This is a genomic window from Ectorhizobium quercum (genome assembly GCF_026552795.1).
Lineage (GTDB): Bacteria > Pseudomonadota > Alphaproteobacteria > Rhizobiales > Rhizobiaceae > Ectorhizobium > Ectorhizobium quercum.
In genome coordinates this window covers 321,063-347,443 of sequence record NZ_JANFPI010000003.1, presented here as the reverse complement: position 1 = coordinate 347,443, position 26,381 = coordinate 321,063, and the positions used below count along the sequence as shown (strand labels likewise).

At 64.6% G+C, this 26,381-nt stretch carries 22 protein-coding genes; 7 read left to right on the top strand and 15 right to left on the bottom strand.

From position 1 onward, the window contains the following. Positions 1-48: 48 nt before the first annotated feature. The 13 genes from mqo to NOF55_RS10095 all read right to left on the bottom strand — a co-directional run bounded on the left by mqo (position 49) and on the right by NOF55_RS10095 (position 13,711). Positions 49-1,755: a malate dehydrogenase (quinone) gene (gene mqo, locus NOF55_RS10155; protein ID WP_306411259.1), complete on the bottom strand. Its 1,707-nt coding sequence runs from the start codon at positions 1,753-1,755 to the stop codon at positions 49-51. Positions 1,756-1,868: 113 nt separating this feature from the next. After that, positions 1,869-2,342 carry a chemotaxis protein CheW gene (locus tag NOF55_RS10150; protein WP_306411258.1) on the bottom strand — a complete coding sequence of 158 codons (474 nt, stop codon included), beginning with the start codon at positions 2,340-2,342 and terminating at the stop codon, positions 1,869-1,871. Continuing rightward, on the bottom strand, positions 2,342-4,276 hold the full coding sequence (locus NOF55_RS10145) for a methyl-accepting chemotaxis protein (RefSeq protein ID WP_306411257.1): 1,935 nt from the start codon (positions 4,274-4,276) through the stop codon (positions 2,342-2,344). Before NOF55_RS10145 ends, NOF55_RS10150 begins: the two co-directional genes overlap by 1 nt. An 874-nt stretch (positions 4,277-5,150) precedes the next feature. Continuing rightward, positions 5,151-5,861 carry a GntR family transcriptional regulator gene (locus NOF55_RS10140; RefSeq protein WP_306411256.1) on the bottom strand — a complete coding sequence of 237 codons (711 nt, stop codon included), beginning with the start codon at positions 5,859-5,861 and terminating at the stop codon, positions 5,151-5,153. A 188-nt stretch (positions 5,862-6,049) separates the two neighbouring features. Then, a complete protein-coding gene (locus NOF55_RS10135) occupies positions 6,050-6,811 on the bottom strand; it encodes an SDR family NAD(P)-dependent oxidoreductase (RefSeq protein WP_306411255.1) in 762 nt (253 codons plus the stop codon). A 46-nt stretch (positions 6,812-6,857) separates the two neighbouring features. Further along, positions 6,858-7,616 (bottom strand): amino acid ABC transporter ATP-binding protein, encoded by a 759-nt coding sequence (locus NOF55_RS10130; protein ID WP_306411254.1) that lies wholly within the window; start codon positions 7,614-7,616, stop codon positions 6,858-6,860. Then, positions 7,613-8,269, bottom strand: coding sequence for an amino acid ABC transporter permease (locus NOF55_RS10125; RefSeq protein ID WP_306411253.1), 657 nt, complete (start codon positions 8,267-8,269; stop codon positions 7,613-7,615). The genes NOF55_RS10130 and NOF55_RS10125 overlap by 4 nt, the downstream gene beginning before the upstream one ends. A 1-nt stretch (position 8,270) precedes the next feature. Beyond that, a complete protein-coding gene (locus NOF55_RS10120) occupies positions 8,271-8,933 on the bottom strand; it encodes an amino acid ABC transporter permease (RefSeq protein WP_306411252.1) in 663 nt (220 codons plus the stop codon). A 257-nt stretch (positions 8,934-9,190) separates the two neighbouring features. Further along, complete coding sequence (locus NOF55_RS10115; RefSeq protein WP_306411251.1) at positions 9,191-10,012, bottom strand: transporter substrate-binding domain-containing protein; 822 nt, start codon at positions 10,010-10,012, stop codon at positions 9,191-9,193. Between the two features lie 71 nt (positions 10,013-10,083). After that, positions 10,084-11,175, bottom strand: coding sequence for an LLM class flavin-dependent oxidoreductase (locus NOF55_RS10110; RefSeq protein ID WP_306411250.1), 1,092 nt, complete (start codon positions 11,173-11,175; stop codon positions 10,084-10,086). Between the two features lie 56 nt (positions 11,176-11,231). Further along, a complete protein-coding gene (locus NOF55_RS10105) occupies positions 11,232-11,735 on the bottom strand; it encodes a flavin reductase family protein (protein WP_306411249.1) in 504 nt (167 codons plus the stop codon). Positions 11,736-11,841: 106 nt separating this feature from the next. Further along, on the bottom strand, positions 11,842-12,759 hold the full coding sequence (locus NOF55_RS10100; protein ID WP_306411248.1) for a DMT family transporter: 918 nt from the start codon (positions 12,757-12,759) through the stop codon (positions 11,842-11,844). Between the two features lie 298 nt (positions 12,760-13,057). After that, on the bottom strand, positions 13,058-13,711 hold the full coding sequence (locus NOF55_RS10095) for a TetR/AcrR family transcriptional regulator (RefSeq protein ID WP_306411247.1): 654 nt from the start codon (positions 13,709-13,711) through the stop codon (positions 13,058-13,060). 96 nt (positions 13,712-13,807) lie between these two features. Between NOF55_RS10095 and NOF55_RS10090 the strand changes: the two genes are divergently transcribed. Next, positions 13,808-14,638: an SDR family NAD(P)-dependent oxidoreductase gene (locus tag NOF55_RS10090; RefSeq protein WP_306411246.1), complete on the top strand. Its 831-nt coding sequence runs from the start codon at positions 13,808-13,810 to the stop codon at positions 14,636-14,638. Between the two features lie 109 nt (positions 14,639-14,747). Here the strand turns inward: NOF55_RS10090 and NOF55_RS10085 are convergent, their stop codons facing one another. Further along, positions 14,748-15,350, bottom strand: coding sequence for a TetR/AcrR family transcriptional regulator (locus NOF55_RS10085; RefSeq protein ID WP_306411245.1), 603 nt, complete (start codon positions 15,348-15,350; stop codon positions 14,748-14,750). Between the two features lie 166 nt (positions 15,351-15,516). Between NOF55_RS10085 and NOF55_RS10080 the strand changes: the two genes are divergently transcribed. Beyond that, positions 15,517-15,915, top strand: a complete 399-nt coding sequence (locus NOF55_RS10080) for a RidA family protein (protein WP_306411244.1) — start codon at positions 15,517-15,519, stop codon at positions 15,913-15,915. Between the two features lie 27 nt (positions 15,916-15,942). On the opposite strand, the gene NOF55_RS10075 is transcribed toward NOF55_RS10080, so the two are convergent. Beyond that, entirely contained in the window at positions 15,943-17,037 is a 1,095-nt protein-coding gene (locus NOF55_RS10075) for an Acg family FMN-binding oxidoreductase (protein WP_306411243.1), read from the bottom strand. Positions 17,038-17,393: 356 nt separating this feature from the next. Between NOF55_RS10075 and NOF55_RS10070 the strand changes: the two genes are divergently transcribed. From NOF55_RS10070 to NOF55_RS10050, 5 genes are all read left to right on the top strand, one after another. Next, positions 17,394-20,063, top strand: a complete 2,670-nt coding sequence (locus NOF55_RS10070; protein WP_306411242.1) for a bifunctional acetate--CoA ligase family protein/GNAT family N-acetyltransferase — start codon at positions 17,394-17,396, stop codon at positions 20,061-20,063. Between the two features lie 208 nt (positions 20,064-20,271). After that, positions 20,272-21,744, top strand: coding sequence for a DASS family sodium-coupled anion symporter (locus NOF55_RS10065; RefSeq protein ID WP_306411241.1), 1,473 nt, complete (start codon positions 20,272-20,274; stop codon positions 21,742-21,744). A 199-nt stretch (positions 21,745-21,943) separates the two neighbouring features. Then, on the top strand, positions 21,944-23,758 hold the full coding sequence (locus NOF55_RS10060; protein WP_306411240.1) for an FAD-dependent oxidoreductase: 1,815 nt from the start codon (positions 21,944-21,946) through the stop codon (positions 23,756-23,758). A gap of 1 nt (position 23,759) precedes the next feature. Beyond that, complete coding sequence (locus tag NOF55_RS10055; RefSeq protein ID WP_306411239.1) at positions 23,760-25,493, top strand: 2-oxoacid:acceptor oxidoreductase subunit alpha; 1,734 nt, start codon at positions 23,760-23,762, stop codon at positions 25,491-25,493. Further along, positions 25,490-26,347: a thiamine pyrophosphate-dependent enzyme gene (locus NOF55_RS10050; protein ID WP_306411238.1), complete on the top strand. Its 858-nt coding sequence runs from the start codon at positions 25,490-25,492 to the stop codon at positions 26,345-26,347. The genes NOF55_RS10055 and NOF55_RS10050 overlap by 4 nt, the downstream gene beginning before the upstream one ends. The last annotated feature ends 34 nt before the right edge of the window (positions 26,348-26,381 follow it).

The following is a 26,381-nucleotide window of genomic DNA, read 5'->3' as shown; positions in this document are numbered from 1 at the left end:
CTGCAAAAAAGGCCGCCCGCAACGCGGACGGCCCGTTTTGAAAGGTGCTCAGGGAGCCAGGTCGGGAACCGGCCTGACGACGCCGTCGCTGGCGGCGGGCTCCCGCAAGGATGCCACGTCGATCTGCGGCGGGGCCGGAAGCTGCAACTGCTCGCTCGTATAGACCCAGCCTTCATAAGCCTTCTCGGGATCGTCGTTCAGCTTCGTTCCGTAGCTCGGAACGATCTGGCGGATCCGTGCCTGCCACTCGGGCGTCGCCACCTTGTCGGCAAAGACCTTTTCCAGCACGCCGAGCATGATCGGCGCCGCCGTGGACGCGCCCGGCGACGCGCCGAGCAGGCCGGCGATGCTGCCGTCCTTCGCGCTGACGATTTCCGTGCCGAGCTTGAGAACGCCGCCCTTCTCCTCGTCCCGCTTGATGATCTGCACGCGCTGGCCGGCCTGCCACAGGCGCCACTCATCCTTTTTCGCGTTCGGGAAGTATTCGCGCAGCGCGGCGAAGCGGTCGTCGTCGGACTGCATGAGCTGCCCGGCCAGATATTCGATCAGGGGATACTGGTCGACGCCGACGCGCAGCATCGGCCAGACGTTGCTGGTGTTGGTGGCCGACAGAAGGTCGAAATAGGAACCGTCCTTCAGGAACTTGGTCGAGAAGGTCGCGAAGGGTCCGAACAGGATGACGCGCTTGCCGTCGAGCACCCGCGTGTCCAGATGCGGAACGGACATGGGCGGCGAGCCGACCGCGGCCTTGCCATAGGCCTTCGCCAGATGCTGCATGGTCACGTCGGGATTGTCGTTCACGAGGAACGAGCCACCGACCGGGAAGCCCGCATAGTCGTCGGCCTCCGGTATGCCGGACATTTGCAGCAGGTGCAGCGCGGCGCCGCCGGCGCCGATGAACACGAACTTCGCGTCGACGGACTGTTCGGAACCGTCCTTGACGTTGCTGTACGTCACACGCCAGGTGCCGTCGTCGTTGCGCTTGATGCTCTCCACCTCGCTGGACAGGTTCAGCCTGAAATTCGGCTGGCTTTGCAGATGGGAAGCGAACTGGCGGGTGATCTCGCCGAATTCCATGTCGGTGCCGAGCGGCGACCAGGTCGCGCCGATCTTCTGGCCGGGGTCACGCCCCTCCATCATCAGCGGAACCCATTTGCGGATCTGCTCGGGATCGCTCGAATATTCCATGCCGGCAAACAGCGGGCTCGCCTTCAGCGCCTCGTAGCGCTTTTCCAGATAGGCAATATTGTCGTCGCCCCACACGAAGCTCATATGCGGGGTGTAGTTGATGAAGGAACGCGGGTTCTTCAGGACGCCGTTGCGCACCTGCCAGGCCCAGAACTGGCGGGAAATCTGGAAGGCCTCGTTGATCGTCACCGCCTGGGCGATCTGGATGTTTCCGCTGGTGTCCTCCGGCGTATAATTGAGTTCGGCCAGCGCCGAATGGCCGGTCCCGGCATTGTTCCAGCCATTGGAGCTTTCGAGCGCCACGCCGTCCAGCCGCTCGATCATCTCCATCGACCAGCCGGGCTCGAGTTCGCGCAGCCATATGCCGAGGGTGGCGCTCATGATGCCGCCGCCGATCAGCAGAACGTCCACTTTCCTGGCGGCGGTCGTCGCCAGCGCAGGCGTTCCTGGCAGAGCCGCCACTGCCAGCCCCGCCAACGCGGTTCCAATGACCTGCCTGCGATTCATCGGCAGAGCGTCGTTCAATGGATCGGTGAGCGGGGAGTTATCTTTATCGTCCGTAATCATGATCTTACCCAGTTTTTTTTGCGGTTTATCAAAAACTGCGGCATCCGTTATAGGAAAACTAGAGAAAAATCATCCGGTAATTTACCGGCAGGGTCACACCCTGCCGGAATAATTCACGCGCATTGGTTCCATTCTTCTGGATCGGTGTCTGCGAAGATGGCTTCGAGGTTGAGGAAGCAGATCATGGCCTTGTCTCGGGCGATGATTCCCTGTGCGTAGGAGGTATCGGTTCCGATGCCGGCGGGAACCGGCTGAAGCTCGCCGGCGGCGACGGTGAGAATGTCGGAAACCCGGTCGACCATCAGGCCGACCGTCATCCCCTTTATGCTGGTGACGACGATGGCGCTGCGCTCGCTGGTCTCGGCCTTCGCCATGCCCAGCTTGACCGCCAGGTCGACGATCGGGATGACCGTGCCGCGCAGGTTCATCACGCCCATGACGTCGGCCGGCGCCCGCGGCAGCGGCGTCACCGGTGCCCATCCGCGAATCTCGCGGATGGAGGTCGTCTTCACGCAGAACTGCTGCTCATGCAGCATGAAGGCGATGATTTCGAGCGTGTCGTCCGTTACGGTGTTGCCGGCATTCATCAGAATTCCTCCCATTCGTCCTTGCGGACGGCGGCATTGCCGGCAAAGGCGCCGGCGATCTTGCGGCCGAGCGCGCGCACCGGCGACGGGGCGGGGGCTTCCCCACCCGTTGCCCGGCGCACGGGCGCCGCCGCCTGCGGCGCACCCGACGACAGCCTGAACAGCGTCAGCAGCGCGTTGAGCGAGGCGACCTCCTTCGTCAGGCTGTGCGTGGCGGCGGTCGTCTCTTCCACCATCGCCGCGTTCTTCTGCGTGTCCTGGTCCATCTGGTTGACGGCGGTGTTGATCTGCTGGAGGCCGGAAGACTGTTCCTGCGCCGACTCCACGATCGCCGCGACGTGGCGGTTGATCTCCTGAACTTCCGCCACGATCGTTTCCAGTGCCTTTCCGGTGTCGCCGACGAGCTGCACCCCTTCCTGCACCTGTTCGCTCGAGGCGGTGATCAGCGCCTTGATCTCCTTGGCGGCATTGGCCGAACGCTGGGCCAGCTCGCGCACCTCCTGCGCCACGACAGCGAAGCCCTTGCCGGCATCGCCGGCACGCGCCGCCTCGACGCCCGCGTTGAGCGCGAGAAGGTTGGTCTGGAAGGCGATCTCGTCGATCACGCCGATGATGTTGGAAATCTCGCTCGACGACTTCTCGATGCGCTCCATCGCGACGACGGCGCGGCGCACCACCTCGCCGGACTGTTCCGCGCCGGAACGGGTGCGGCTGACGAGCTGGCCGGCTTCCTGGGCGCGCCGGGTCGAATCCTTGACGGTGGTGGTGATCTGTTCGAGGGCTGCGGCGGTCTCCTCGACGGCGGCGGCCTGCTGCTCGGTGCGCCTGGCCAGGTCGTCGGCCGCCGACTTGATCTCGTTGGCGCCGGCATCGATGCCGCGGGCGTTCTCGGCCACCCGGCTCAGCGCGGACTGCAACTTCTCCGCCGAAGCGTTGAAGTCGTTGCGCACGGCGTCGAGCGTAGCCGCAAACGGCTGGGCGATGCGGTAGGACACGTCGCCGTCGGACAGCTTCGAAAGGCCGGCGGCCAGATTGTCGACGGCGAACCGGACCTCTTCGGCCTCCCGGGCCCTCTGCGCCTCGCGCTCGATGCGCTCCTTCTCCGACAGGCTGCGGTTGGCCTCCGCTTCCCGTTCCAGGCGGATGCGTTCCAGCGCATTGTCACGGAACACCGAAACAGCCTGCGCCATCTCCCCGACCTCATCCTTGCGACCGAGACCCGCAATCTCGGCCTGCGTCTCGCCACCGGCAAGCGAAAGCATCCGACCACGAAGCCGCTCGATCGGACCCGTGATCCCGCGCGCGGAAACGTAAAGACCGAGCACGATGACGCCGAGAACGGCAAGGCCGAGACCGAGGAGGCTGTAGAGGATCGTGTTGTCGGTTCTGTCGGACAGTTCGTTGCTGCCGTCATCGACATTCTTCGTCAATTCATGGGTCATCGCCGTGAACTGCGGCAGCAGGCTGCGGGCGATGTTGCCCCGCTGCTTCATGATGGCCGCCGCCTCCGTTTTTTTCCGATTCTGGACCAGCGTGATCGTCTGCCGGTCGAGCCTGTCGACCTGATCCAGCGGCGCCCGGATATTCTCGACATTCGCCGCTATCGCCGGAACGAGTTCGGCGATCGTCTGGAGGCGTTCCCTGATCTCGCTCCTGTTGGCTTCGTAACGCTCCATCGCGTTCTTGTATTCCTCGGAGCCCAGGTCGAAGAGCAGCGATGCGTTGGCCAGTTGCAGTCCCATCTGGGCAAGGTTGGCGGTCGCGTGTGCGCTGAGCGTTGCTGCGGCCGTATCGGCGGCGATGAAGCGCGAATATTGCGTGTCGGCCTGCTTGAACTGGAGGCTGACGAAGGCCAGCCCTGCGAGGGACACAATGGCCATCAGACTGATGACACACACAATTTTCGTGCGGATCTTGATATTGTCGAGAAGCATTCGGTGGCTCTTTCGGTGGATACATCGAAGATGTCCGGCCGACGACAGTGAGCGCGGCCCGGACGCGGGGTGCTGGCAGATATCGAAAGCATGACGTCCGCTTCCTGCCCTGATGGCGGAAGGAGCCTCCCTGGCCGTCCTGTCAATCTTCGGATAAACGGGGGCTGTTATCGGCAGCCCGTTATGCGGCAATCCGCTTCGGTGTGGTGTGCTGCTATCGGTGTTTCATTATCGTCTTTGCTGCCTGGAAATGTCCTTGCTGTCTCTCGCCGCCCGGCGTTGATGCAGGACGTGTCCTCCAGCCTGGAATCGCCGTCTGGCGGACGTTGCATACGGGCATGCGGGAGCGCTCGCCGGATGGGGTCTCCGGTGAAAATGGTCTCGCTACATTGGGGATGAATGATCGCATCATGCGATCACGACATGCTGGCATTCTCACTGGCCTGCACGCGCGACAGGCCATGTGCAGGTGCCCGAGCCGGGACGACGATGCTGTGCCGTGCATATGCCGTTTCACCGCCAGGCCTGTCATTGCGGAAGATCGAAGAAGCCCTCCTGACGAGAGACCTGCTTCCTTCCTGCCCGGGAAAAACTAGCGAGGCGCGGGCTAACGAAACCTTAATTCGCGAGAAAAAATGAATATAAATCAATAATATATTCGCGATGATGATAGTTTGGTGCAATCTTGATATCCTCGATTGCCGAGCGCCGCCGGCGGGGGGCAATGCAGCGAAGGAACGGCGGATATAGAACGGGCCGCACTTCGACCGCCGTAAGAATGCCGGTGTCGCAGGTTGCGGGCCGTGATCCCTGCGGCGGACCCTGGTGTTGATCTGCCCAAAGCGCGAAGCCTGCTTCTGCGCGGCTTCGGCCATCATTTCGCTTTGCTCGCCCCGTCGGACTGTCCGCTTTCGATGAGCGAAAGATACCGCTGGGCGGCCTTTGCAAATTTCGCCTGCCAGATTGCGTGAGCCTCGGCGAGGTTGCCGTCCCGAATGGCTTCGTAAAGCTTCATGATATAATTTTGCGCATCGCCCTTCCGGTCGGTGTAGACCACGCCGAGAAGGTTGTTGAAACGCCGGATGTCGCCCGTCAATTCCGAGAAATAGCGGATGGTCCGCTGCAAGCCTGTCGCATCGATGATGGCTTGCTGGAACTCCAGGTCGTTGCGCACGGTTTCGGACTGGTTTTCGGTTTCGGCAAGACGGATCGCATTCCTGGCGAGCTTCTCGATGCGGCCAAGGTCCGACTTCGTGAGGCGGCCCTCCTCCGAGAGCAGGTAATCCAGCGCGATCTTCCCCAGGGCCAGCCTGATATTGTAGACTTCGATAACGCTGGCGGCCTCGACGGCGCTGACGGAGGCCCCCTTGTTGCGCTTCAGTTCGACGAAGCCCTCCCTCGCCAGCAGGCGCAACGCCTCGCGAACGGGATGGCGGGAAACGTCGAGCATGTCGGTCAACTGCTGCTCGATCAGCCGGTCGCCCGGCTTGAAATGCCCGACAATGATGGCCTTGCGGATCTGTTCCGCCGCAAATTCGGTCGCCTCCATGTTGCTCATGGGGGCCATGATCGGATCTGCGTTCATTCTAGACATAAAACACCTTCGTTGCGGCCACGCAGCCTCCTACCGTGGCGACATGATTTTGTCGATCATATACAACGGAGCCATGCAGAAAAGCCGGGACCTGCGCCACTTTGCGGAAATGGCGCAGATCGAAACCTGCCGCCGGGTACTATATGGCTCTCCCGCGGAAGGGCCGGGAAGGGCTGGCCTCAGATCGAGATGCCGCCGTCGATCACGACGGTCTGGCCGGTGATCATGCTGCCGGCGAAGCCGAGATAGACGATCAGTTCGGCGATGTCGGGCGGCGTTCCGAGCCGTTTCAGCGGCGTGGCGGCAATAGCGTTCTGGCGACGCTCGTCCGACCATTCGATCGCCCAGGAACTGTCCACCGATCCCGGCGCAACTGCGTTGACGCGAACCTCGGGCGCGAGAGAGCGGGCGAGGTTCTTGGTGAGATTGATGACGGCTGCCTTGGAGGCGCTGTAGACGAGGGTGCTCGCCACGGAGCCGAGGCCGGCGATCGAGGCGGTGTTGACGATGGCGCCCTTCGCTGCCTTCAAGGCCGGCGCAGCCGCCTTCGAGCACCGGAAGACGCTCATCAGATTGACGTTGAGCAGGTTTGCCCAGAGTTCCTCCGAGATCGGGTCGAGATCGGTGATCGGAATGGGTGTGCGAACGCCCGGGGTTCCCGCGTTGTTGACGAGGAGGTCAAGATGGCCAAGCGCGCTCACCGCCTTCAGCACCATGTCCTCTGCCTGCCCGGCATCGCCGAGATCGCCGGGCGCGGAGATCACGTCGAAGCCCTCTTTGCGCAGGGCGTCGACGGCCTCCGGCCCGCGCGGATCGTCGGGAAGAAAGTTGATCGCGACCTTCGCGCCGCTTTTTGCCATGACGCGGGCGGCTTCGAGGCCGATGCCGGAGGCCCCGCCGGTGATAAGCGCGGTGCGACCCGTCAAATCGAATGAAATCATCGTTCATGCTCCTGTGTTGAAAATGCGCAATCGCCGGCAGGGGCGATCAGGCCGCGGAGGTGCGGGCTGCATTGCAGGCCTGCCGCCTCTCGCGGCGCAGAAATCTCTGTGTCTGCTCCCTCTTCGGGTTGTCGATCACCTCTTCCGCCGTCCCGAGTTCACAGACCTCGCCCTGATGCAGGAAGGCGACCCGGTCGGCGGATTCGCGGACGAAATCGATATCGTGCGTCACGACGACCATCGTCATGCCTTCGGACTTGAGGAGACGCATGGTTTCGAGCACCTCGCCCACCAGTTCGGGATCGAGGGCGGAGGTCACTTCGTCGAACAGCATATAGCTCGGCTCCATCGCCAGGGCGCGTGCGATGGCCAGACGCTGCTGCTGCCCGCCGGAAAGCCGGGAGGGAAGGGCATCGGCCTTGTCGCCCAGTCCGACATGCGCCAGATGCTTCCTCGCGATCTCGCTGGCCTCGTCGCGGCTCAGCCTCGCCACGACCCGCGGCGCGAGCGCGACATTCTCCAGCGCGGTCAGATGGGGGAAGGCGTTGTACTGCTGGAAGACGATCCCCAGCTTGCGCCGCAGCAGGTTGATGTCGGTTTCGGGATCGTGGACGCTGATACCGTCGACGACGATCTCGCCGCCCTGGATCGGCTCCAGCCCGTTGATGCACTGGAGCAGCGTCGATTTTCCCGACCCGCTCGCGCCGATCAGGCAGAGCAATTCGCCCTTGTTGACGTCGAGATCGATGCCCTTGAGGACGGTCAGGGGCCCGAAAACCTTTCGCACGTTGCGGATTTCAATCATACGAGGATCTTTCTTTCGAGATGGCGGCTGTACCGGGAGACGGGGTAGCAGATGAGGAAATAGAAGAGACCGGTTCCGAACAGGAGCAGCCAGGTCTCATGCGTCCGCGTCATCAATATCTGTGCATTGCGGGTGAACTCGATGTAGCCGATCACCCCGGCCAGCGAGCTGTCCTTGATGAGACTGAGAAACAGCCCGATCCACGACGTCAGGCCGGCGCGAAAGGCAAGCGGAGCGGAGATATGTAAAAGCTCCTGGAAATAGGTCATGCCGAGCGAGCGGGCACCTCTCCGGTAGTTGCTCGGCACGGACAGGAAGGCCGACCGCGCGACCTCGGCCGTGACCGCCGCCATCCACGCGCTGAGCGCGGCCGTTCCGAACCAGAACGGTGAGGTGGAAAAACCCGACATGGACAGGAAACTGTTGGCCAGAATGAGCTGGATGACCATCGGCACCGAGCGCAGGACGTCTATGAACGGGGTCGTCACCAATCGAACCGTCAGGGACACGGTGCGCAGCCATCCGAGGATGACCCCGACGATCGTGCCGATGACGGCCGCGCAGACCGCCATCCTGATCGTATTGACGGCGCCCATCAGCAGGAAATAGCTGTCGGACCATTGCAGTCCCTGGTTTGCGAGCTGGAACTGCATGTCAACTCCTGTACATCCGGCTGAAGGCAAACTGGGCCGACAGTTGCAGGATCTTGGCCATCAGGTAGTAAATGGCGGCCGTCACGATGAAGAACTCGAATGTCCGGAAGGATACGGACTGGGCATATTGCGCCGTTCCCGCAAGTTCGCGGAGACCGACGAGCATGCCGAGGGACGTGTTGAGCAGCCCCCAGATGCCTTGCGTGACGTAGGTGAAGAAGATCGCCTTGAAGACCTGGGGAAAGATGACGTGCCGGAAACTCTGGAAGTTGGTCATTCCGAGCGACCGCGCCGCCGACATCTGCTGGCGCGGCACCGTCGCCAGTCCGCCCCGGAAGATCTCGGCGAGATAGCCGGCATTGTTGAACGAGATGGCGGCGAGCACCGACACGTAGCTGGAAATGTTGATCCCCAGCGCACCGAGCCCGAAATAGATCATGTAGACCTGAAACAGCACCGGGGTATTGCGGGAAAGCTCGACCCAGGCTGTCGAGAACCGATAGCCCAGGCCGGTGCCATTCTGGCGGGCCACCGCCATCGGCATGGCGATGAGCGTGCCGATGATCAGCGACAGGAAGGCTATTTGCAGGCTGACCCATGCGCCCGCGAGCAGTTGCGGCAGGGCATCCCAGACGATGGACCAGTAGAATGTGTAACCGTTCATGCAGTTCTCCCTGGCAAGCTATCGGCGGGCAGATCGCCAGCGGCGAAGGAACAGGCCGATCGTCACGCGCAAGACGGTCCGGACATCCGGGTGCATCGTTCCGGTTCCGTCTTGCGGTCGAGGACTGGTCATGCGCGTCGCCTGATCGCGTTTCGAAGGGCAACGCCGAAGATCGGCGCCGCTTCGTCAGGCAAGGGCGGGGCTGTTCCGCCTCCAAGCGATAAGGGTGCCCCCGTGTCGGGGTTTCCCCTCAGGGATCAGAAATCCACGCCGGCGGCATTCAGCGACGGCAGTTCGGCATCGCCGAAGAACTGCGCGTAGATTTCCGCGAAACGCCCGCTGGTGTGCTGTTGCCAGACGAACAGCTTTGCCCAGTTCAGGAACTGCTGGTCGTCCCTCTTGACCGCGATCGACACCTGGTCGTTGATGGGCGCCATGCCGGCGGCCACGAATTCGGGAAACTGGCCGCTGGCTTCCAGCGTGGCGAATACGGCCGTGGCTTGCAGGATCGCATCCACCTTGCCCTGCTGGAGGGCGAGGAACGCCTCGGTATCGCTGGAGAAGCCGGTATAGGTCGCGCCGGAACTCTTCCAGCCCTTCTCGATCTCCGCATTCAGGAGCTGTTCCGTCGTCGTGCCGATCACGCCGCCGAGCTTGGCGCTCTTGAGGTCTTCCCAGCCCTCGATGCCGGTGTCGTTCCGGGTGATGATCGAGGTCGTGTAGTTCATATATGGCTGGGTGAACGCCACTGTCATCGCCCGCTGCGGGGTGGGCGTGGTGGAGGCGATCAGCACGTCGATACGGTTGGAGACCAGCGCCGGAATGCGATCCGGGGACGGCGTTTCGACGATCTCGGCTTCGGCGCCGAGCGCCGCGGCCATGTCCCTGCAATATGCGACGTCGAAGCCATCCGGCTCGTTCGAGGTGTTGCGGAAACCGGAGGGCGGTGAATCGAGCATGATGCCGCACCGCAGTTTCTTGCCCTGGACGATGGTGTCGAGAGCGGATTGCGCGTGGGAGGGGCCGGCAAGCCCGCAGGTGACGAGGCCGGCGGCCATCAGGAGTGCAGTCAGTTTCATCTTCATTTCGTTCCCCATTTTTGGTTTTGTGCATGCGGGAGACGTCCGGGAGAGCCCGGACGCCGGCTTCTTCACACGGCCTCGCGATGCCGTGCCTTGTCGGCGCCGATTGCGGCGATAGGGCCGAGTTCCTGCTCGATCAGCGGCACGACTTCCTTCCTGAACCGCAGGATCGAACTGTGCGCCTTTTCGATCGGCATGCAGCCGAAGGCGAAATTGCACGTATAGTTGCTTGGGTTGAGCCTCTTGATATCGGCGATCATCTTCTTCGCCACGGCATGCGGATCGCCGACGACCATGTTGTCGGCATATTGTTCGAGGGTGTATTCGCCGTCATAGCCTTCATTGGCGATGTAGCCGTTGTCGTCGAGCGGCAATTCGGCCTTTCGCAGGTGATGGGCCATGCGTCCGACGTACCGTCCGCGTTCGCTGACGGCGAGTGCGTCGCTGCGGCTGTCGGTGATATGGACATACTGCATGATGGCCAGCGGCTTGGCCGACGGGTTTTCGCCGATCGACTCCCAGGCGCCGTTGAGCCCGTCCGCCATCCTGTAGAGGACCGGCGATCCCAGCGTGCTGGCGGCAATGAACGGCGTCGCATTCCACTTCCTGAAACGGTCGAGCAGCTTCGGATGGGACGTCGTGATGAAGATCGGCGGCAGCGGCTTCTGCTGGGTGCTGATGGCGAAGCTGGTCTTCGGCACGCTGATGAACTTGCCCCGATACTCGACCGAGCCTTCCACCAGCGCCTTTTCGATGACATCCCAGTATTCCAGGAAGACGTCGACCTTGTCGTCGAGCGAAATGTGATAACGGTCGAATTCATATTGCTGGTAGCCCGTGCCCATGCCGATGACGAGGCGGCCATCCGTCTGGGTGTCCGCAACAGCAATTTCCTGCGCGACGCGAAGCGGGTTGTAGAGCGGCAGAACGATCACGCCCGGACCCAGCTTGATCTTCTTCGTCCAGCCGGCCGCATAGGAACACATCATCAGGGGCGACGGCGAACTGGAATAGTTGGCGAAATGATGTTCGGCGAACCAGGCGATATCGAAGTCCAGTTCCTCGGCCGTCTCGACCATTTTCCGGGTGTCGCGCATCACGCCGGCCGCACCGTCCGGATGGTCGCGCAAAGTCATGAGGCTGAATAAGCCAAGCTGCATGTCGTTCTCCTGAAGCTGAATGAATGGGCGATTTCGCGCCCGGTCGTCCGGGCAGGCTATGCCGCGTCCTGAAGGGCAATGGGCGCGCTGGCCGCGTAATCGCCGTCCCGGTAAATCAATGGCGCCACCTCGGCGGCGAACAGCGAGGCCGTGACACGGCCGATGACGATATCGTGGGTCGCATAGCCGAAAGCCCGGTCGATCTCGCAAAAGAGATTGGCCTGAGCGTCCGAAAGATAGGGCATGCCATCCCGCAGCGCCCAGTCGCCGGTCAGGAACCGCTCGTCGGCCGGCACAGTGCCGCTGAAGCGCCTGGAAATATCGGCTTGCGACGTTTTCAGCACGTTGATGCAGTAGTGGCCTTCTCTCCGAAGCGGGGCGATGATCGATGCCTTGCGGTTGATGCAGGCAAGGATCGACAGCGGGGAGAAACACAGCGACGTGACCGATGTCACCGTCATGCCGTAGCGCACGCCTTGGTGCTGGCAGGAGATCACGCAGACTGTTGCCGCGAGGCGCCGCATGGACTGGCGGAAGTCCTCTTCATCCTGATCACGCATGGCCTGTTCCCTTTTTCGTTGCGGCAAGATTTGCAGATTATCTACAATTCGTCAACGCACTTTTTGCCTTTTGTCATCTCGCAACAGGCCGGTTCTGCAATGGCAGCTACTCCGCCATTGGTGGTCCCTTGTTGGACCTCAGGTGCTGCCGATGGATCGCGGTCAATCCGGGAATCGACATGCCGAGCGCCATGAAAGTCAGGCCCGCAATCTGGACGATGCCGAGCGGTTCGTTCAGAAGCAGGTGGCCGGCCACGGTGGTGATGATCGGAACGCTGGGCATGAGGAGAGACGCTCTCTGCGGTCCGATCTGCCGGACGATATAGGTGTAGAGAAGGATTGCCGCGGCGCCCGCCAGGATGCCTTGCGTGAATGCCTGGAAAAGAAGTTCCATGACGGGTGCGGCGGCGAAGCCGGTTCGGGTGCTGGCATGGGCGATGAACGCAGGCAGACAGGATGCCAGAGAGACGGCAGCCGTTCCAGGAATGGCGCCGACCTGCCAGCGTTTGATCAGAACGCCATAGAGGGAAAACATCAGGCCCTGGAGGACGAAAAGCGCAGTTCCCGCCGGAGAAAGGCCCTTCACCAGGAATGTGTTGTATATGAAGAGAAGAATCCCCGTCGTGATCAGCATGGTGCTGACGACCGACACGGAATCCGCTTTCCCTGCCAGGAGGAAAAGCGGCAGAAGAAACGAGAAGAGCACGATCGAACCGGGCCCTACGGAAGCGACATATCCGGCCGAGGTCAGGGATATCCCGGTGTTGATCACCAGGAGGTAGGGGAAGCCCGCGAGCACGGAGAGAGTGACTATTTTCACGAGCCCGAGCCTGACGATATCTTGCCTGGTTTTCGCCAGGCAGAGGTAGGGAATGAAAAGCGCGCCCGCTGCATAGAAGCGCAGGATGGTGAGACCGGAAGGCGTGATGTTTCCCGCAAGGCTCACCCGCGCGGCCAGGAATTGCAGGGCATAGATCAGGACGAGGCATATCCCCGCCCCCAAGACGCGTCGCTCGGTTGTCATCGGAAATCCGGTTTGATTTTTCGGCAGATGCGACAGGGCTGGCTCAGCGAGCCCGCACGCCGTCCTCGTATAAGCGGATTATCGAAGAAGCGCGGGCAGCGAGAAAGTGGCATAAATGCCAAAGAGCGTAAAAGATACGCCATAGTGAAGTCCGGGGGAGGGCGCCGTCCGGAGATGTTGCCGGACCGCCGGGAAATTCGATGCTTTTCGGATGAGCCTGTCTTCCCGGCGCGCGCTGCGCCATGCGTTGAAGCCGATGTGCAGGCCTGAGGGAATACGCGGGAAACTGTTTGCCCGCTTACCGGGAGGGATCAGCCACGCATTTGTGCTCGGCCGCCGCTGCGGTCATCAGGTTGACGAGCGTACCCGCCACCGCCGAACCCAAGGCCTCTTCGCTTTCCAGCAGTCCCTCATATGCAAGCGGTCCATCGATCCACAATTGACAGGCGCCATGTACGGCAGACCAGGCGAGCAGGACCAGACGATCCGTGTCGCCCGCAGGCGCAAGCCCGGCGTTCTGGCAACTGACAATGGCCTCACGCAGCAACACCAGCCCCTTGCCAAGGTCCTTGTTTATCTCTTTGCCCAGAAGTTCTTTAAGCTCAGGCCGAAACATGATCCGGAAGTGACCGCGATGCGTCAGCGCATACCGCACATAGCCGTGTCCCAAGGCCTCAAGCCTGGACTGCGGGGTGGCGGCGGTGGCGCTGCAACGCCGCATTTCGGACACAAGGCCGCTCAGGCCCTCGGCTGCAATCGCCGCCAGCAGGTGCTCGCGGCTTTCAAAATGGTGATACGGTGCGCCGGGCGACACGCCGGCATGGCGGGCGAGCGTCCGCAAGGTGAGGGCGCTCACTCCGTCCTTCTCCACGACTTTCAAGGCGGCATCGAGAAGCGCGCTCCGAAGGTCGCCGTGGTGATAAGCGCCTGCTTTCCTGGTCGGTCTACCCATAGAAGATAACGCTACCCCATCTATCTTGACATTGCATGGATCATAATCTAAACGTTGATTAGATGAAAGCGTTGAGCTCTCATCCGGGAGGATGCCATGAACAGCCAACATCCCGCAGAAAATCCCGTCGTGCTCATCACCGGCGCCAGTTCCGGAATCGGCCTGGAGATGGCCCGCCAGCTTGCTGCCCGCCATTGCGAACTTGTTCTTGCCGGTCGACGCCGGGCAGAGCTCGATCGGCTTGCAGACGGGTTGCGCGCCGCGCACGGCGTCGAGGTTCATGCAATCGCGATTGACCTGGGAGATACGGGCGCCGCGGCCCGGCTCTACGACGAAGTGCAACGGCTCGGCTTGGCCGTCGATTGGCTCGTCAACAATGCCGGTGTGGGGCTCTATGGCAATCACGCCGCACTCGACAGCGCAGAGCTGGAGAGGATGCTGCAATTGAATGTGGTCACGGTGTCGGCTCTCTGCCGTCTGTTCGGCGCCGATATGCTGGCCCGGCGCTCGGGGAAGATACTGAACATCGCGTCGACGGCCGCCTATCAACCCTCGCCATATTTCGCCGCCTATGGCGCTTCCAAATCCTTCGTCCTGAACTTTTCCGAAGCTCTTGCGAAGGAGTTCGAAGATTATGGCGTCAGCGTAAGCTGCCTGTCGCCGGGGCCTACGGCCACTGCCTTCTTTCGTGCCGTGGATGCGCAGGGCACCACCACCAGCCATTTCCAGAATCGGGACGAGCCCGCTTACGTTGCCGAACAGGGCATCGAGCTGATGCTTCGCGGAGGACTATCCAGGATCGTGGGCCGGAAGAATTTCTGGCGCGCGCTGTCCACACGGTTTGCCCCACGCAGCGTCGTGGCCAACATTGCCAAGCGCGTACTGGCGCCCGGTCGCGCGGAGACGACAACGGCGGGCGTGTCGTAGGATCGATGGCGTTGCCTGGCGGCGCACTCGACCGGCCTGCCGTTGCGGCGAAAATTCGCAAATCGGGGACGCAGGGGACAGTTACGCTCCACGAAACGGGCCGGTCCTCTCACGACCGGATCGGGTTCGCCAGCAAGCCCGTGGCCATGAGCCGAAACGCTTCGATGGCTTTGGGCAAGACCGAGCGCGGCTCCGCGCTCGCCGCCACCCACAGGGCCGCGTTCAGCGCCGCGCCGTTGAGAAGGCGAGCCGCGGCCTCGATGTCGACCGGCTTCACGACGCCCTCCGAGATCAGCCTGCCGACCGTCTGTTTCGTCACCTCCAGACATGCGTTCTGGCTTGGCCATTGCGACGGATCGCCAAGGAAGGCGGGGCCGTCCAGCAGCACGATCCGCTGTACTTCGGGGTCGAGCGCCATCTCGATATAGGCTGTGCCTTCGGCGAGCAGCCCTTCCCAATCGTTCCCGGCCGCGGTGGCGGCCTCTTGCGCGTGTCCGGCCATCTCGCCGTCGACCTGGGCGACGACCGCGGCGAGTAACCCCTTCTTGTCACCGAAGTTATGGTAGAGCGCGCCGCGCGTGAGGCCGGCATCCGCGGTCAGTTCGTCCATCGAGGCTGCGGCGAAACCCTTTTCGGAAAAGGCCTTGCGCGCGGCCAGGATCAGCCTGGCGCGGTTCTCCTCCATCGTTTGCATGCGGCGCTTTGCGGCCATGCTCCACCCGAATTCCGGATACGTGACGTATCTGAGTTGACATACGTTTCGTATGTGAGATTATTCTACATACGAAGCGTATATCAAACCGCGACGCCTCTTGTGAAGCCCAGCCGACGGCCCGTCCGGCTTCGTGCGGAGCGGCGGTGTCTGAAAGGACCATGACATGACCCGACGCGATGCCGTCTTCCCCGCAAACCGCCATGCTCTTTACGAGGCGCATGGCTATTCGGCCGCGATCCGCTCCGGCGATCTGCTGTTCGTGTCCGGCCAGGTCGGCAGCCGTTCCGATGGCGCGCCGGAGCCGGACCTTGCCGCCCAGGTCCGGCTGGCCTTCGCCAATCTGAAGGCGGTGCTTGCGGCAGGGGGCTGCACCTTCGACGACATCGTCGATGTGACCACCTTCCATACCGACCCCGAAAACCAGTTCGAAACCGTCATGGCCGTGAAAAGCGAAGTCTTCGCGCAAGCACCCTATCCGAACTGGACCGCTGTCGGTGTCAACTGGCTTGCCGGCTTCGACTTCGAAATCAAGGTCATCGCCCGCATTCCCGGCAAGGTGTGACCCGCCGCGACCGGCAGGAATGCAGGTCTAGGCGATCACCGCCTCGGCGGGCCGGCGCGGCGAGAACGGCATGAGCGGCCCGTAGCCGAAGCGCATGACGATGTTGGGCCGCTTGCCGGCCTCTCCGACACGTTCGGCCAGTTCGGGCCGCAACCTCGCCACCTCGACGGGCTGGTTGACGAAGGCGTGTTTGAGGCCGAGGCTGGTGGCGGTGAGCGCGAAACGCTGGCAGGCGCGGCCGACCCTGATCCAGTGCCCCGTGTCGGCCCGGTCCGCGACGAAGATTGCCAGCCCCGCCGAGGAATCGATCTGCCGCGCATAGCGGTCGTTCTCGGTGCGCGCGGTGAGGAAGATGTCGAAGGCAGGCCCGCCGAGAAAGGCGGGCAGCACCGGATTGCCGGTGCAGGCCGAAAACAGGCCGTCGCCGGAAGCGATGGCGCTGCGCGGGTTGAACCGCAGCCAGTGCTTCAGCTCGGCCATGAAGGCGGGATCGGTCATCTGCGCATCGTTGCCCGCCACCACGAGGTCGCGCAGCTGGTTCATCCGGCTGCGCTCGGTGACGAGGATCATCCGTACGCCGGGCTCGGCTGCGGCGCGCTCCAGCGCGGCGAGATCGGCAGGCGGGACGGCGCGCCCGTCATAGTCGACGCGGGTCGATTGCCGGAGCGGGATCGCGTCGAACAACGGATCGGCGCGGGCGGGGCCGGCTGAGAAGTCGAAACGCACGGCGCTCCCGTCGCCGGGTTCGACCACGACCTCGCCCGGACGTCCCGTCGCCTGTGCGGCGATGGCCAGAGTCTCGACCGCGCAGCCGAGGCTGACGAACAGATGATGGTCGTCCGGATCGACCACGGGCGTTCGCCGCGCCTCGTCCGGGAAGAGGGCGATGCCGCCGTCTTCGATGCCGAAACGCCACGGCTGCGTGTTGTGGCCATTGGCGGCCAGCGCCGCGTAGCGGATGAGTTCCCCGATGTCCGGCGACGGAGTAGGCTTCGCGCGGAGGCGTCGGGCATAGTCCGCATAGGCCCGCATGGAACCCACCGATTGCCGCCATGCGACGCCGCCAGCGCCTGCGAGCACGAGAGCGGCGGTGCCGCCGATGAGCAAGTTCCGTCTGTTCACAGCACTTTCTCCCTGCACATGTCGGAAACCTACAGGATTGGAAGACAGCGTCCTTGACCTTGGTCAAGAAGCGGCACCCGGCGATGGTGACCGATGTGCCGGCCCGGCTCTTCGACCGCGATTTCACGGGGAGCCGTCATCGGTCAGGTCGAGCCCAGTAGGCCCCGATCCGCGATCGCTCGATGGCTGCCGTGAGCAATCGCACCGCCGGTTCGGCCAAGGATCGTGCAGCCCGGCACCTATTCCAGACGGACAAAAGGGGCGAAGCATGACCGTGTCTTGATCGATATCAAGGTGGGACTGTCCGATCCGGTTATGGTCGAGGCAGGATTTTCGTAACCGGAGGGTGAGAGACGGTGACGATCCGTAATCTGATCCATGCGTTCGAGCCGAAATCCGTCGCCGTCATCGGCGTATCGGGCCGTCAGGGTTCGGTCGGCCGCATCGTGCTCGACAATATCGTGAACGGCGGTTTCGAAGGCGATATCTGGCCGGTGAACCCGAAATATGCGGAGCTGGACGGCCGCCGCTGCTATGCCTCGATAAACGATATCCCCGGCATTCCCGATCTTGCCATCATCATGACGCCGGCCGAAACCGTGCCGGGCCTCATCGGCGAACTCGGTGAAAAGGGAACCCGCGCCGCCGTGGTCATCACAGCGGGGCTGACCCGGGAAAACGGCTTGAGGCAGGCGATGCTCGATGTGGCGAAGCCCTATCTCCTGCGCATCGTCGGCCCGAACACCATCGGGTTCATGCTGCCACCGCGCAAGCTCAATGCCAGCTTCGCCCATATGGACGCCGCCCGCGGCGATATCGCGCTGCTGTCCCAGTCGGGGGCCATCGTCACCTCGCTGATCGACTGGGCGGGAGCCAACGGCGTCGGCTTCTCGCAGATCGTCTCGCTCGGCGACATGGCCGATGTCGACGTGGCGGACTGCCTGGACATGCTGGCCGGGGACCCGGGAAGCCGGGCAATCGTGATGTATCTGGAATCCGTTCCCAATCCGCGGAAATTCATGTCCGCGGCCCGCGCCGCTGCGCGCGTCAAGCCGGTCATCGCCATCAAGCCGGGCCGCCATGCCGAGGCCGCCAAGGCGGCCGCCACGCATACCGGCGCGCTTTCGGGCGCCGACCGGGTGGTCGATGCGGCCTTGCGCCGGGCCGGCATCCTGCGGGTGAACGATCTCGCCGAACTGTTCGATGCCACGGAAACGATTGCCCGGTTTTCCCCGCTCGAGCGGGCGAGGGTCGGCATCGTCACCAATGGTGGCGGCGCCGGCGTCCTGGCTGTCGACCGGCTGATGGATGTCGGCGGGGAGCTGGCCGAACTGTCGGCGGCCACGATGGCCGTCCTCGACGCCGCGCTGCCGGCGAACTGGTCGCATGCCAACCCGGTCGATATCATCGGGGATGCGCCTCCCGCCCGTTATCGCGCGGCTGTCGAGGCGGTTGCGGCCGATCCCGGCGTCGACGTGCTTCTGGTGATGAACTGCCCGACCGGCGTGGTGTCGTCGTCCGAGGCCGCCGCCACCGTGGCGTCGCTGGCGCGGGAGGGCAGGATAGGGGGCAAGCCCGTTCTCACCTGCTGGCTGGGCGAACAGACGGCGCGCGAAGGTCGCCGGCTGTTGCAGGCGGCGGGCATCCCCGGCTACGAAACGCCGGCCGCGGCGGCTGTGGCCGTTTCCTACCTGACCGACTGGTCGCGCGTCCGGAAAACGCTTGAACGGGTTCCTTCCGGCACCGGCGAGGAGATCGCCGTCGACCGTGCCGCAGCACTTGCCGTTTTCAGGCAGGTGGCGGCGGAAAACCGCCGGATGCTGACCGAGCCGGAGGCCAAGGCGGTGGCGCGGGCCTACGGCATCCCGGTGCCGGAGACCGTTGTGGCCCGCTCTCCCGACGCAGTGGAGCAGGCGGCCGCACATCTTCTTAAGGCCTCGCAGACGGTTGCCGTCAAGCTGCTGTCGAAAACGGTCACGCACAAGTCGGACGTGGGTGGCGTGGTTCTGGATATCGTGACGGCAGAGGCGGCGGGCGAGGCGGCGCGGGCGATCGAAGGGCGCGTTCCGGCCGCCGATATCGAGGGCTTCGCCGTGCAGCCCATGATCCGGCGCAAACAGGCGCAGGAACTGATCCTCGGCCTCAGCCAGGACGCCATTTTCGGACCGGTCCTTCTGTTCGGGGCGGGCGGCGTCGCGGTGGAAGTCATGGACGATACCGCCATCGCCCTGCCGCCGCTCGACGACGTTCTGGCCGGCGACCTGATCGACCGCACGCGGGTCGGCCGGCTGCTGGCCGGTTTCCGCGACCGCAAGCCCGTGGACCGGGCCGGTATCTGCGGCGCGCTCAAGGGGCTGTCGCAACTGGTCGTCGATTTCCCCTGCGTCGTGGCTGCGGATATCAACCCGCTGCTGGCCGACAGCGACGGGGTGATCGCACTCGATGCGCGCATCGAGATCGACCCGCAGGCCGTCGAGCGGGCCGCGCCCAATCCCGTCCTCGCCATCCGTCCCTATCCGGCCGGGTGGGCGTGCGATGCCGCCGTCGGCGGCCGGACCTATCATCTCCGGCCGATCCGGCCCGCCGATGCCGCGCTCTATCCCGGCTTTCTCGCCAGGACTTCCGGGGAAGACCTGCGCCGCCGCTTCTTCGATCCGGACAATGCCTATTCCGACGCGCTGCTCCCGCGCCTGACGCAGATCGACTACGCCCGCGAGATGGCCTTCGTGGTCCTCGACAAGGAGGAAGGCGCGCTCTGCGGCATTGCGCGGCTGTCGGCCGATCCCGATCACGAAGCGGCAGACATTGCGCTGATCGTGCGCAGCGATCTTCAGGGGCACGGTCTGGGCCGGGCGATGCTCGATCGTCTGATCGACTATGCCAGGGCCGATGGACTGAAGCGGCTGGAGGGCCGCTTTCCTGCGGGGAACGCGAAAATGCGCGGCCTGTGCGAAGCGGCCGGGTTCCGGCGGGTCGGGGAACCGGTGGAGGCCGGTCTGGTTCGCGTATCGCTTGCCGTGGCGTGATCCCATGCGGTGCGCCGGCGGCCGGATGCGGCGCATTTGCCGCAAGCCCGGGGTTGCGAATGCGACGAAGGCTTGAGCTGCGTCAAGGTCCGGAGAGGCAAAGCTCCGAAAGATCAGACTGAAAGTAACGACAGGAGGTCATGTCATGACATTGAATCGGACTTTCTCTGAGGATCCCAAATCGCCAGGAGCGCCCGAACAGGAGGAGATGGAAAGGGAACCGTCCTGGTTTCGCCGGAACTGGTCGCTTCTTCTCGCCATTGCCGCGCTTGTGGCCATTGTCGTCGCGCCGACACCGGAAGGGCTTTCGGTCGCGGGCCAGCGGATGCTGGCGATCCTGATCTTCGCCATCATCGTCTGGATGACGGAAGTCCTCGATTACGCCGTTTCGGCGCTGGTCATCGGCGGGCTGATCGCCCTGCTGCTCGGCTTTGCGCCGAATGTGGCCAATCCCAATGTCATGCTCGGCACCAGCGCCGCGCTCGGACTGGCCTTCTCCGGCTTCGCTAACACCGCCTGGGTGCTGGTCACCGTGGCGTTGTTCCTGGCGGCGGCCATGCAGGTCACGCGGCTCGACAAGCGCATCGCGCTCTACATCCTCTCGAAGGTCGGGCCGGAGATCGGCCATGTGGTGATCGGCTCGATCGTGGTCGGCATCGTCATGGCGTTCCTCATTCCCTCGACGACGGCGCGCGTCGCCTGCATCGTGCCGATCATGCTCGGCATCATCACCGTCTTCGGCGTCGACAGGAAGGGCGCGCTGGCCGGCATGCTGATGATCACCACGGTCAGCACCGCGAGCATCTGGAACGTCGGCATCAAGACCGCCGCCGCCCAGAACATGGTGGCCGTCGGCTTCATCGAGCGCGAACTCGGCTATATCATCACCTGGGGCGAATGGTTCATCGCCGCCGCACCGTTCGCGCTGATCATGTCCGTGGCGCTCTATTTCATCATGACGCGGATGATGCCCCCCGAAGTCCAGCAGGTTCCCGGCGGACGCGAGGCGATCCGCAGGTCGCTGGCCGAACTCGGACCGATGTCCGGCGCCGAGAAGAGGCTGCTGGCGATCTCCCTGACCTTGCTGGTGCTGTGGTCCACCGAAGGCGTGCTGCACCGGATCGATACCTCCACCTCGACGACCGTGGCGGTGGCGCTGATGTTCATGCCGGGCGTCGGCATCATGAACTGGAAGCAGGCGGAGAACAAGATTCCGTGGGGCACGGTGGTGCTGTTCGGCATCGGCATCAGCCTCGGCAGCGCGCTGCTGTCGACGGGGGCGGCGACCTATCTCGCCAACGTCGTCGTCAACCTGTTCGGGCTTGCCGCCGCCGCGCCGCTGATGGTGCTGATGATCCTCGCGCTGTTCCTGACGGTGGTGCATCTCGGTTTCGCCTCGGCGACGGCGCTGGCCTCGGCGATGATCCCGATCGTCATCGCGGTGTTCCAGGCCGTCGGCGTCGATGCGGCCAACATCGTCGGCATGACCATGCTGCTGCAATTCGTGGTCAGCTTCGGCTTCATCCTCGTCGTCAACGCACCGCAGAACATGGTGGCCTACGGCTCGGGAACCTTCGATGCGAAGGATTTCACCCGTGTCGGTCTGGTGATCACGCTCGCCGCGCTCGCCGTGTTCTTCCTGTTGAGCGTGACCTACTGGAGCTGGCTCGGCTATGTCTGAGCCGCGACGACCCCGCCGCGGGCGGCCTGGCCCGCCCGTGGCGAACCCATAGCGGAGACGGACAATCCCGCCCGTTTCCGTCCGGAGCCTTCCATCCGCACGCCTGCCGGGCAGGGATGAACGGGGCTTCGGCAAAGACCGGAACGTCCGCGCGCCTGTTCGAACGAACGCGGCACTCCGGCAGACGGAGGTTATCGAAGTGAAACCCACCGATCTCTCGACGCCCGGGCATTTCCTGAAGGTTGTGGATTGCCAATGGGCCTGTCCGGCGCATACGCCGGTTCCGCATTACATCCGCCTCCTCGCCGAGGGGCGTCCCGCCGATGCCTATATGGTCAACTGGGAGGCCAATGTGTTTCCCGGCATATTGGGCCGCACCTGCGACCGCCCCTGCGAGCCGGCCTGTCGCCGTGGCCGGGTCGAGAAGGAACCGGTGGCGATCTGTCGCCTGAAACGCGCCGCTGCCGACTTCAAGGGCGATGTCGCCGCCCTGATGCCTTCGCCGGCGAAGGCTTCCAACGGCCGCCGCGTGGCGCTGGTGGGGGCGGGGCCGGCCTCGCTGACCGTCGCCCGCGACCTTGCGCCGCTCGGCTACGACTGCGCGATCTTCGACCGCGAGGACAAGGCGGGCGGCATGATGCGCACCCGCATCCCGCATTTCCGGGTTCCCGAGGAGGTCATCGACGAGGAGACCGGCTATGTGCTCGGCCTCGGCGCCGTCTTCCACGGCGGCCACGACGTGACCAGCATGAAGGCGCTTCTGGCCGCCGGTTTCGATGCCGTCTTCGTCGGCGCCGGCGCGCCGCGCGGACAGGATCTCGCCCTGCCCGGCCGCAGCGAGGCGGCGGCCCGCATCCATGTCGGCGTCGAATGGCTGGCTGCGGTCTATTTCCGCCATGTCGACCGCATCGGCCGGCGGGTGGTGGTGATCGGCGGCGGCAATACCGCCGTGGATTGCGCCCGCACCGCCCGCCGTCTCGGCGGCGGCGACGTGACGGTGGTCCTGCGCCGCGACATCGCGGGCATGGCGGCGTCGGAATGGGAACGCGAGGCGCTGCTCGAGGAAGGCGCCACCATCGCCGAGCATCTGGCGCCGCGCGCCTTTCTTCACGAGGACGGCCGTCTGACCGGGGTTCTGTTCGATCCGGTCGAGACCGTCGAGGAGGGTGGCCGGCGCAGCGTCCGCCCGACCGGCGCGGCGCCGGTGACGATCGCCTGCGACGACGTCGTCATCGCCATCGGCCAGCAGCCGGCCTTTCCGTGGATCGAGCGCGAACTCGGTATCCGGTTCAACGATCGAGGGTTGCCGGTTCTCGAGGGCGGGACGTTTCGCTCGACGCATCCGAAAGTGTTCTTCGGCGGCGACGCGGCCTTCGGGGCGAAAAACATCATCACTGCCGTTGCTCATGGCCACGAGGCGGCGATCTCCATCCACCTGATGCTCTCCGGCCACGACATCGAGGCCGAGCGGCCGGCGCCCGTCGTCGACATGGCCGATCGCCCGGTGCCGGCGGTGATCCGCGCGCGGCCCGAGGTCTCGGCAAAGGCCCGCCATCCCGTGCCGCAGCGGCCCGCCGCGGTGGCGCTTGCCGATATCGAGGCCGAGGTGGAACTCGGCTTCGATGAAGCGGGCGCGGCGGCCGAGGCGCAAAGATGCTTCGGCTGCGACCTCCAGACCGTGTTCGACGCGAAGCTCTGCGTTGAATGCAAGGCCTGCGAGGCGGTCTGTCCGACGGACTGTATCACCTTCACCCGCAACGGCGAGGAAGCCGACCTGCGCCGGCGCCTGCGCGCGCCCGCCGCCAACACTGCGCAGGCGCTGTACTTGGTCGAAGGGCTGGCAAGCGGTCGGGTGATGGTCAAGAACGAGGACCTCTGCCTGCATTGCGGGCTATGCGCCCAGAACTGTCCGACCGGCGCCTGGCGCATGCAGCGCTTTACCCTGAAAACGGCCCATGCCGGAACCGTCGACCGACAGGTCCCGGCGTGCGCCGCCATGACCGAGGAGGCATGACATGACCCGCTCTTCTCTTGCCCTGGTCTTTTCCGGCAGCGGCGGCGCCGGTGCGATGAGCGCCGGACAGCTCATTTTGTCCGCCGCGGCCGAGGCGGGCTACTACGGCGCCATGAGCAAGCTTTTCGGCGCGCAGGTGCGCGGCGGCGAAGCGGCCTCGCTCGTGCAGGTCTCGACCGGCCCCGTCATCTGTCAGCCCGACCGCTACGACCTCTTCATCGCCCTCGACTGGGCGAATGCGGCCCAGTTCGCCACTGAAATTCCTCTCGGCCGCGAAACCGTCATCCTTTGCGACCCGAGAAGCGGACCGGTGCCGAAAAGCATCGCCGCGTCGGGCGGGCGGGTCGTTCCTGTCGGGCTCGGCCCGGCCGACGCCACCCCGCTCGAAAAGGCGCTGCGGGGACGGCACGTCAACATCTTCGCCGCCGGTCTGGCGGCGGCGCTGCTCGGACTGCCGGCCGCCAAGGTCCATGCCGTGCTGTCCGGCATGTTTTCCGGCAAGGGGGCCGAAGTCGCCAGGGACAACGCCGCCTCGCTCGAGGCGGGGCTCGCCGCCGGCGCGGCGCTTGGCGAGGCGATGCGGCTCGATCCGCCGCAGCCGGCGGCCCGCTGGCTGATCTCCGGCAACGAGGCGCTGGCGATGGGCGCGCTGCGCGGCGGCATCCGCTTCGTCGGCTGTTATCCGATCACGCCCTCGACCGATCTCGTCGAATGGATGTCACCGCGGCTCGCCAGGCTCGGCGGACGGCTGACGATGGGCGAGGACGAGCTGGCGGCCATCAACATGGTGCTCGGCGCCTCCTATGGCGGCACGCCGGCGATGACGGTCACGTCCGGGCCCGGCCTGTCGCTGATGGGCGAGACCATCGGTCTTGCGGTCGCCGCCGAGGTTCCGGCGGTGATCATCGACGTGATGCGCGGCGGGCCTTCGACCGGCCTGCCGTCGAAGACCGAGCAGAGCGACATCGGCATCGCCGTCTTCGGCGGACATGGTGATGCGCCCCGCATCGTGCTGGCACCGACATCCATCCGCGATTGCCTGTTCACCGGCGAATGGGCGGTTCATCTCGCCGAGGGCTACCAGACGCCGGTCATCGTGCTGTCGGATCAGTCCTTCGGCCTGTCGCCGACCGTCATCGACCCGAAGCCCGACCGGCCGCCGGCGCTTGCGCGACGCACGGACCTGCCGGAGGACGAGCCGTTCAGGCGCTATGCGACGAGCGGCGATCCGGTAACGCCGATGCCGCTTCCGGGCACGCCGGGCGGACAATGGGTGGGCGAGGGCCTGACCCACAACGAAACCGGCATTCCGGTGAGCGGCGCGCGCATGCATGCCGCCCAGATCGACAAGCGGGCGCGCAAGATCGCAAGCTTCGACCCCGGCCCGCTCTGGGGCGACGTCCTCGGCGACGGGGAAACGGCGATCCTCACCTTCGGCTCCGGCATCGGCCCGGCGCAGGCGGCGGCGGAACGGCTGACCGCCGCCGGCCAGCCGACGCGCGTCATCGGGCTTCGGGTGATTTCGCCCCTGCCGCTCGCAGCCCTCGCCCAAGCGCTCGACGGGGTGAAACGGGTGATCGTGATGGAGCAGAACCACGGCGCGCAGCTCTACCATTACCTTTTGGGGCAAAGGGCGATCCAGCCCGATGCCGAAAGTTTCGCGCGTCCGGGACCGCTGCCGTTCCGCCCCGGCGAAATCGCCGCCGTCCTGGCCGAGAAGGAGACACGACAATGACCACGGACCTGACAATGGAGCGGCCTGCTGAGAAACCGGCCTTCGAGCCGCTGGACTTCCAGTCCGGCGCGACGCCGATCTGGTGTCCCGGCTGCGGCCATTACGGCGTGCTTTCAGCGCTCGAACATGCGCTGGCAATGCATGGCCGCCCGCCGCATGACATCGTTCTGGTGTCCGGCATCGGCTGTTCGTCGCGGTTGCCGGCCTATACGAGCTGTTACGGCTTTCACGGCGTGCATGGCCGGGCTCTGCCGTTTGCGACCGGCCTCAAGCTCGCCCGCCCCGATCTGGAGGTGATCGCCGTCGGTGGCGACGGCGACGGCTATTCCATTGGCGGCAACCACTTCGTCCACGCCTGCCGTCGCGACCTGAACATGGTCTATATCGTCATGGACAACCGCGTCTACGGCATGACCAAGGGCCAGCCTTCGCCGACGACCGAGGCCGACTGGGATAGCGACATCGCCCCCGGCGGGCTCGGGCTTCGGCCGGTCAATCCGGTGGCGCTGGCAATTGCGGCCGGCGCGCGCTTCGTCGCCCGCGGTTTTTCCGGCCGGTCGCGGGAACTCGCGGAGCTGATCGTCGAGGGTCTGCGCTGGCCGGGCTTCGCCTATATCGAGGTCCTGAGCCCTTGCGTGGCCTTTCGTCCCGAGAAATTCAGCTGGAAGGCGAGTTCGGCGCCGGCGGCGAAGACCGTCGAGGACGACCGGGCCGCGGCTTTCGCCGCCGTTCTTGCCGGAGACGAGGCAAGCACCGGCATATTGTTCCGGGACCATGCCGCCGGGCCGCATCCGCCGGTGGCGAAACCCGGAACGATCGAGGAGATCGAAAGCCGTTTTGCCGTTTGCGGTTGACCGTGCCGCGCCGCCCGGCCCGGATGTCGTGGGG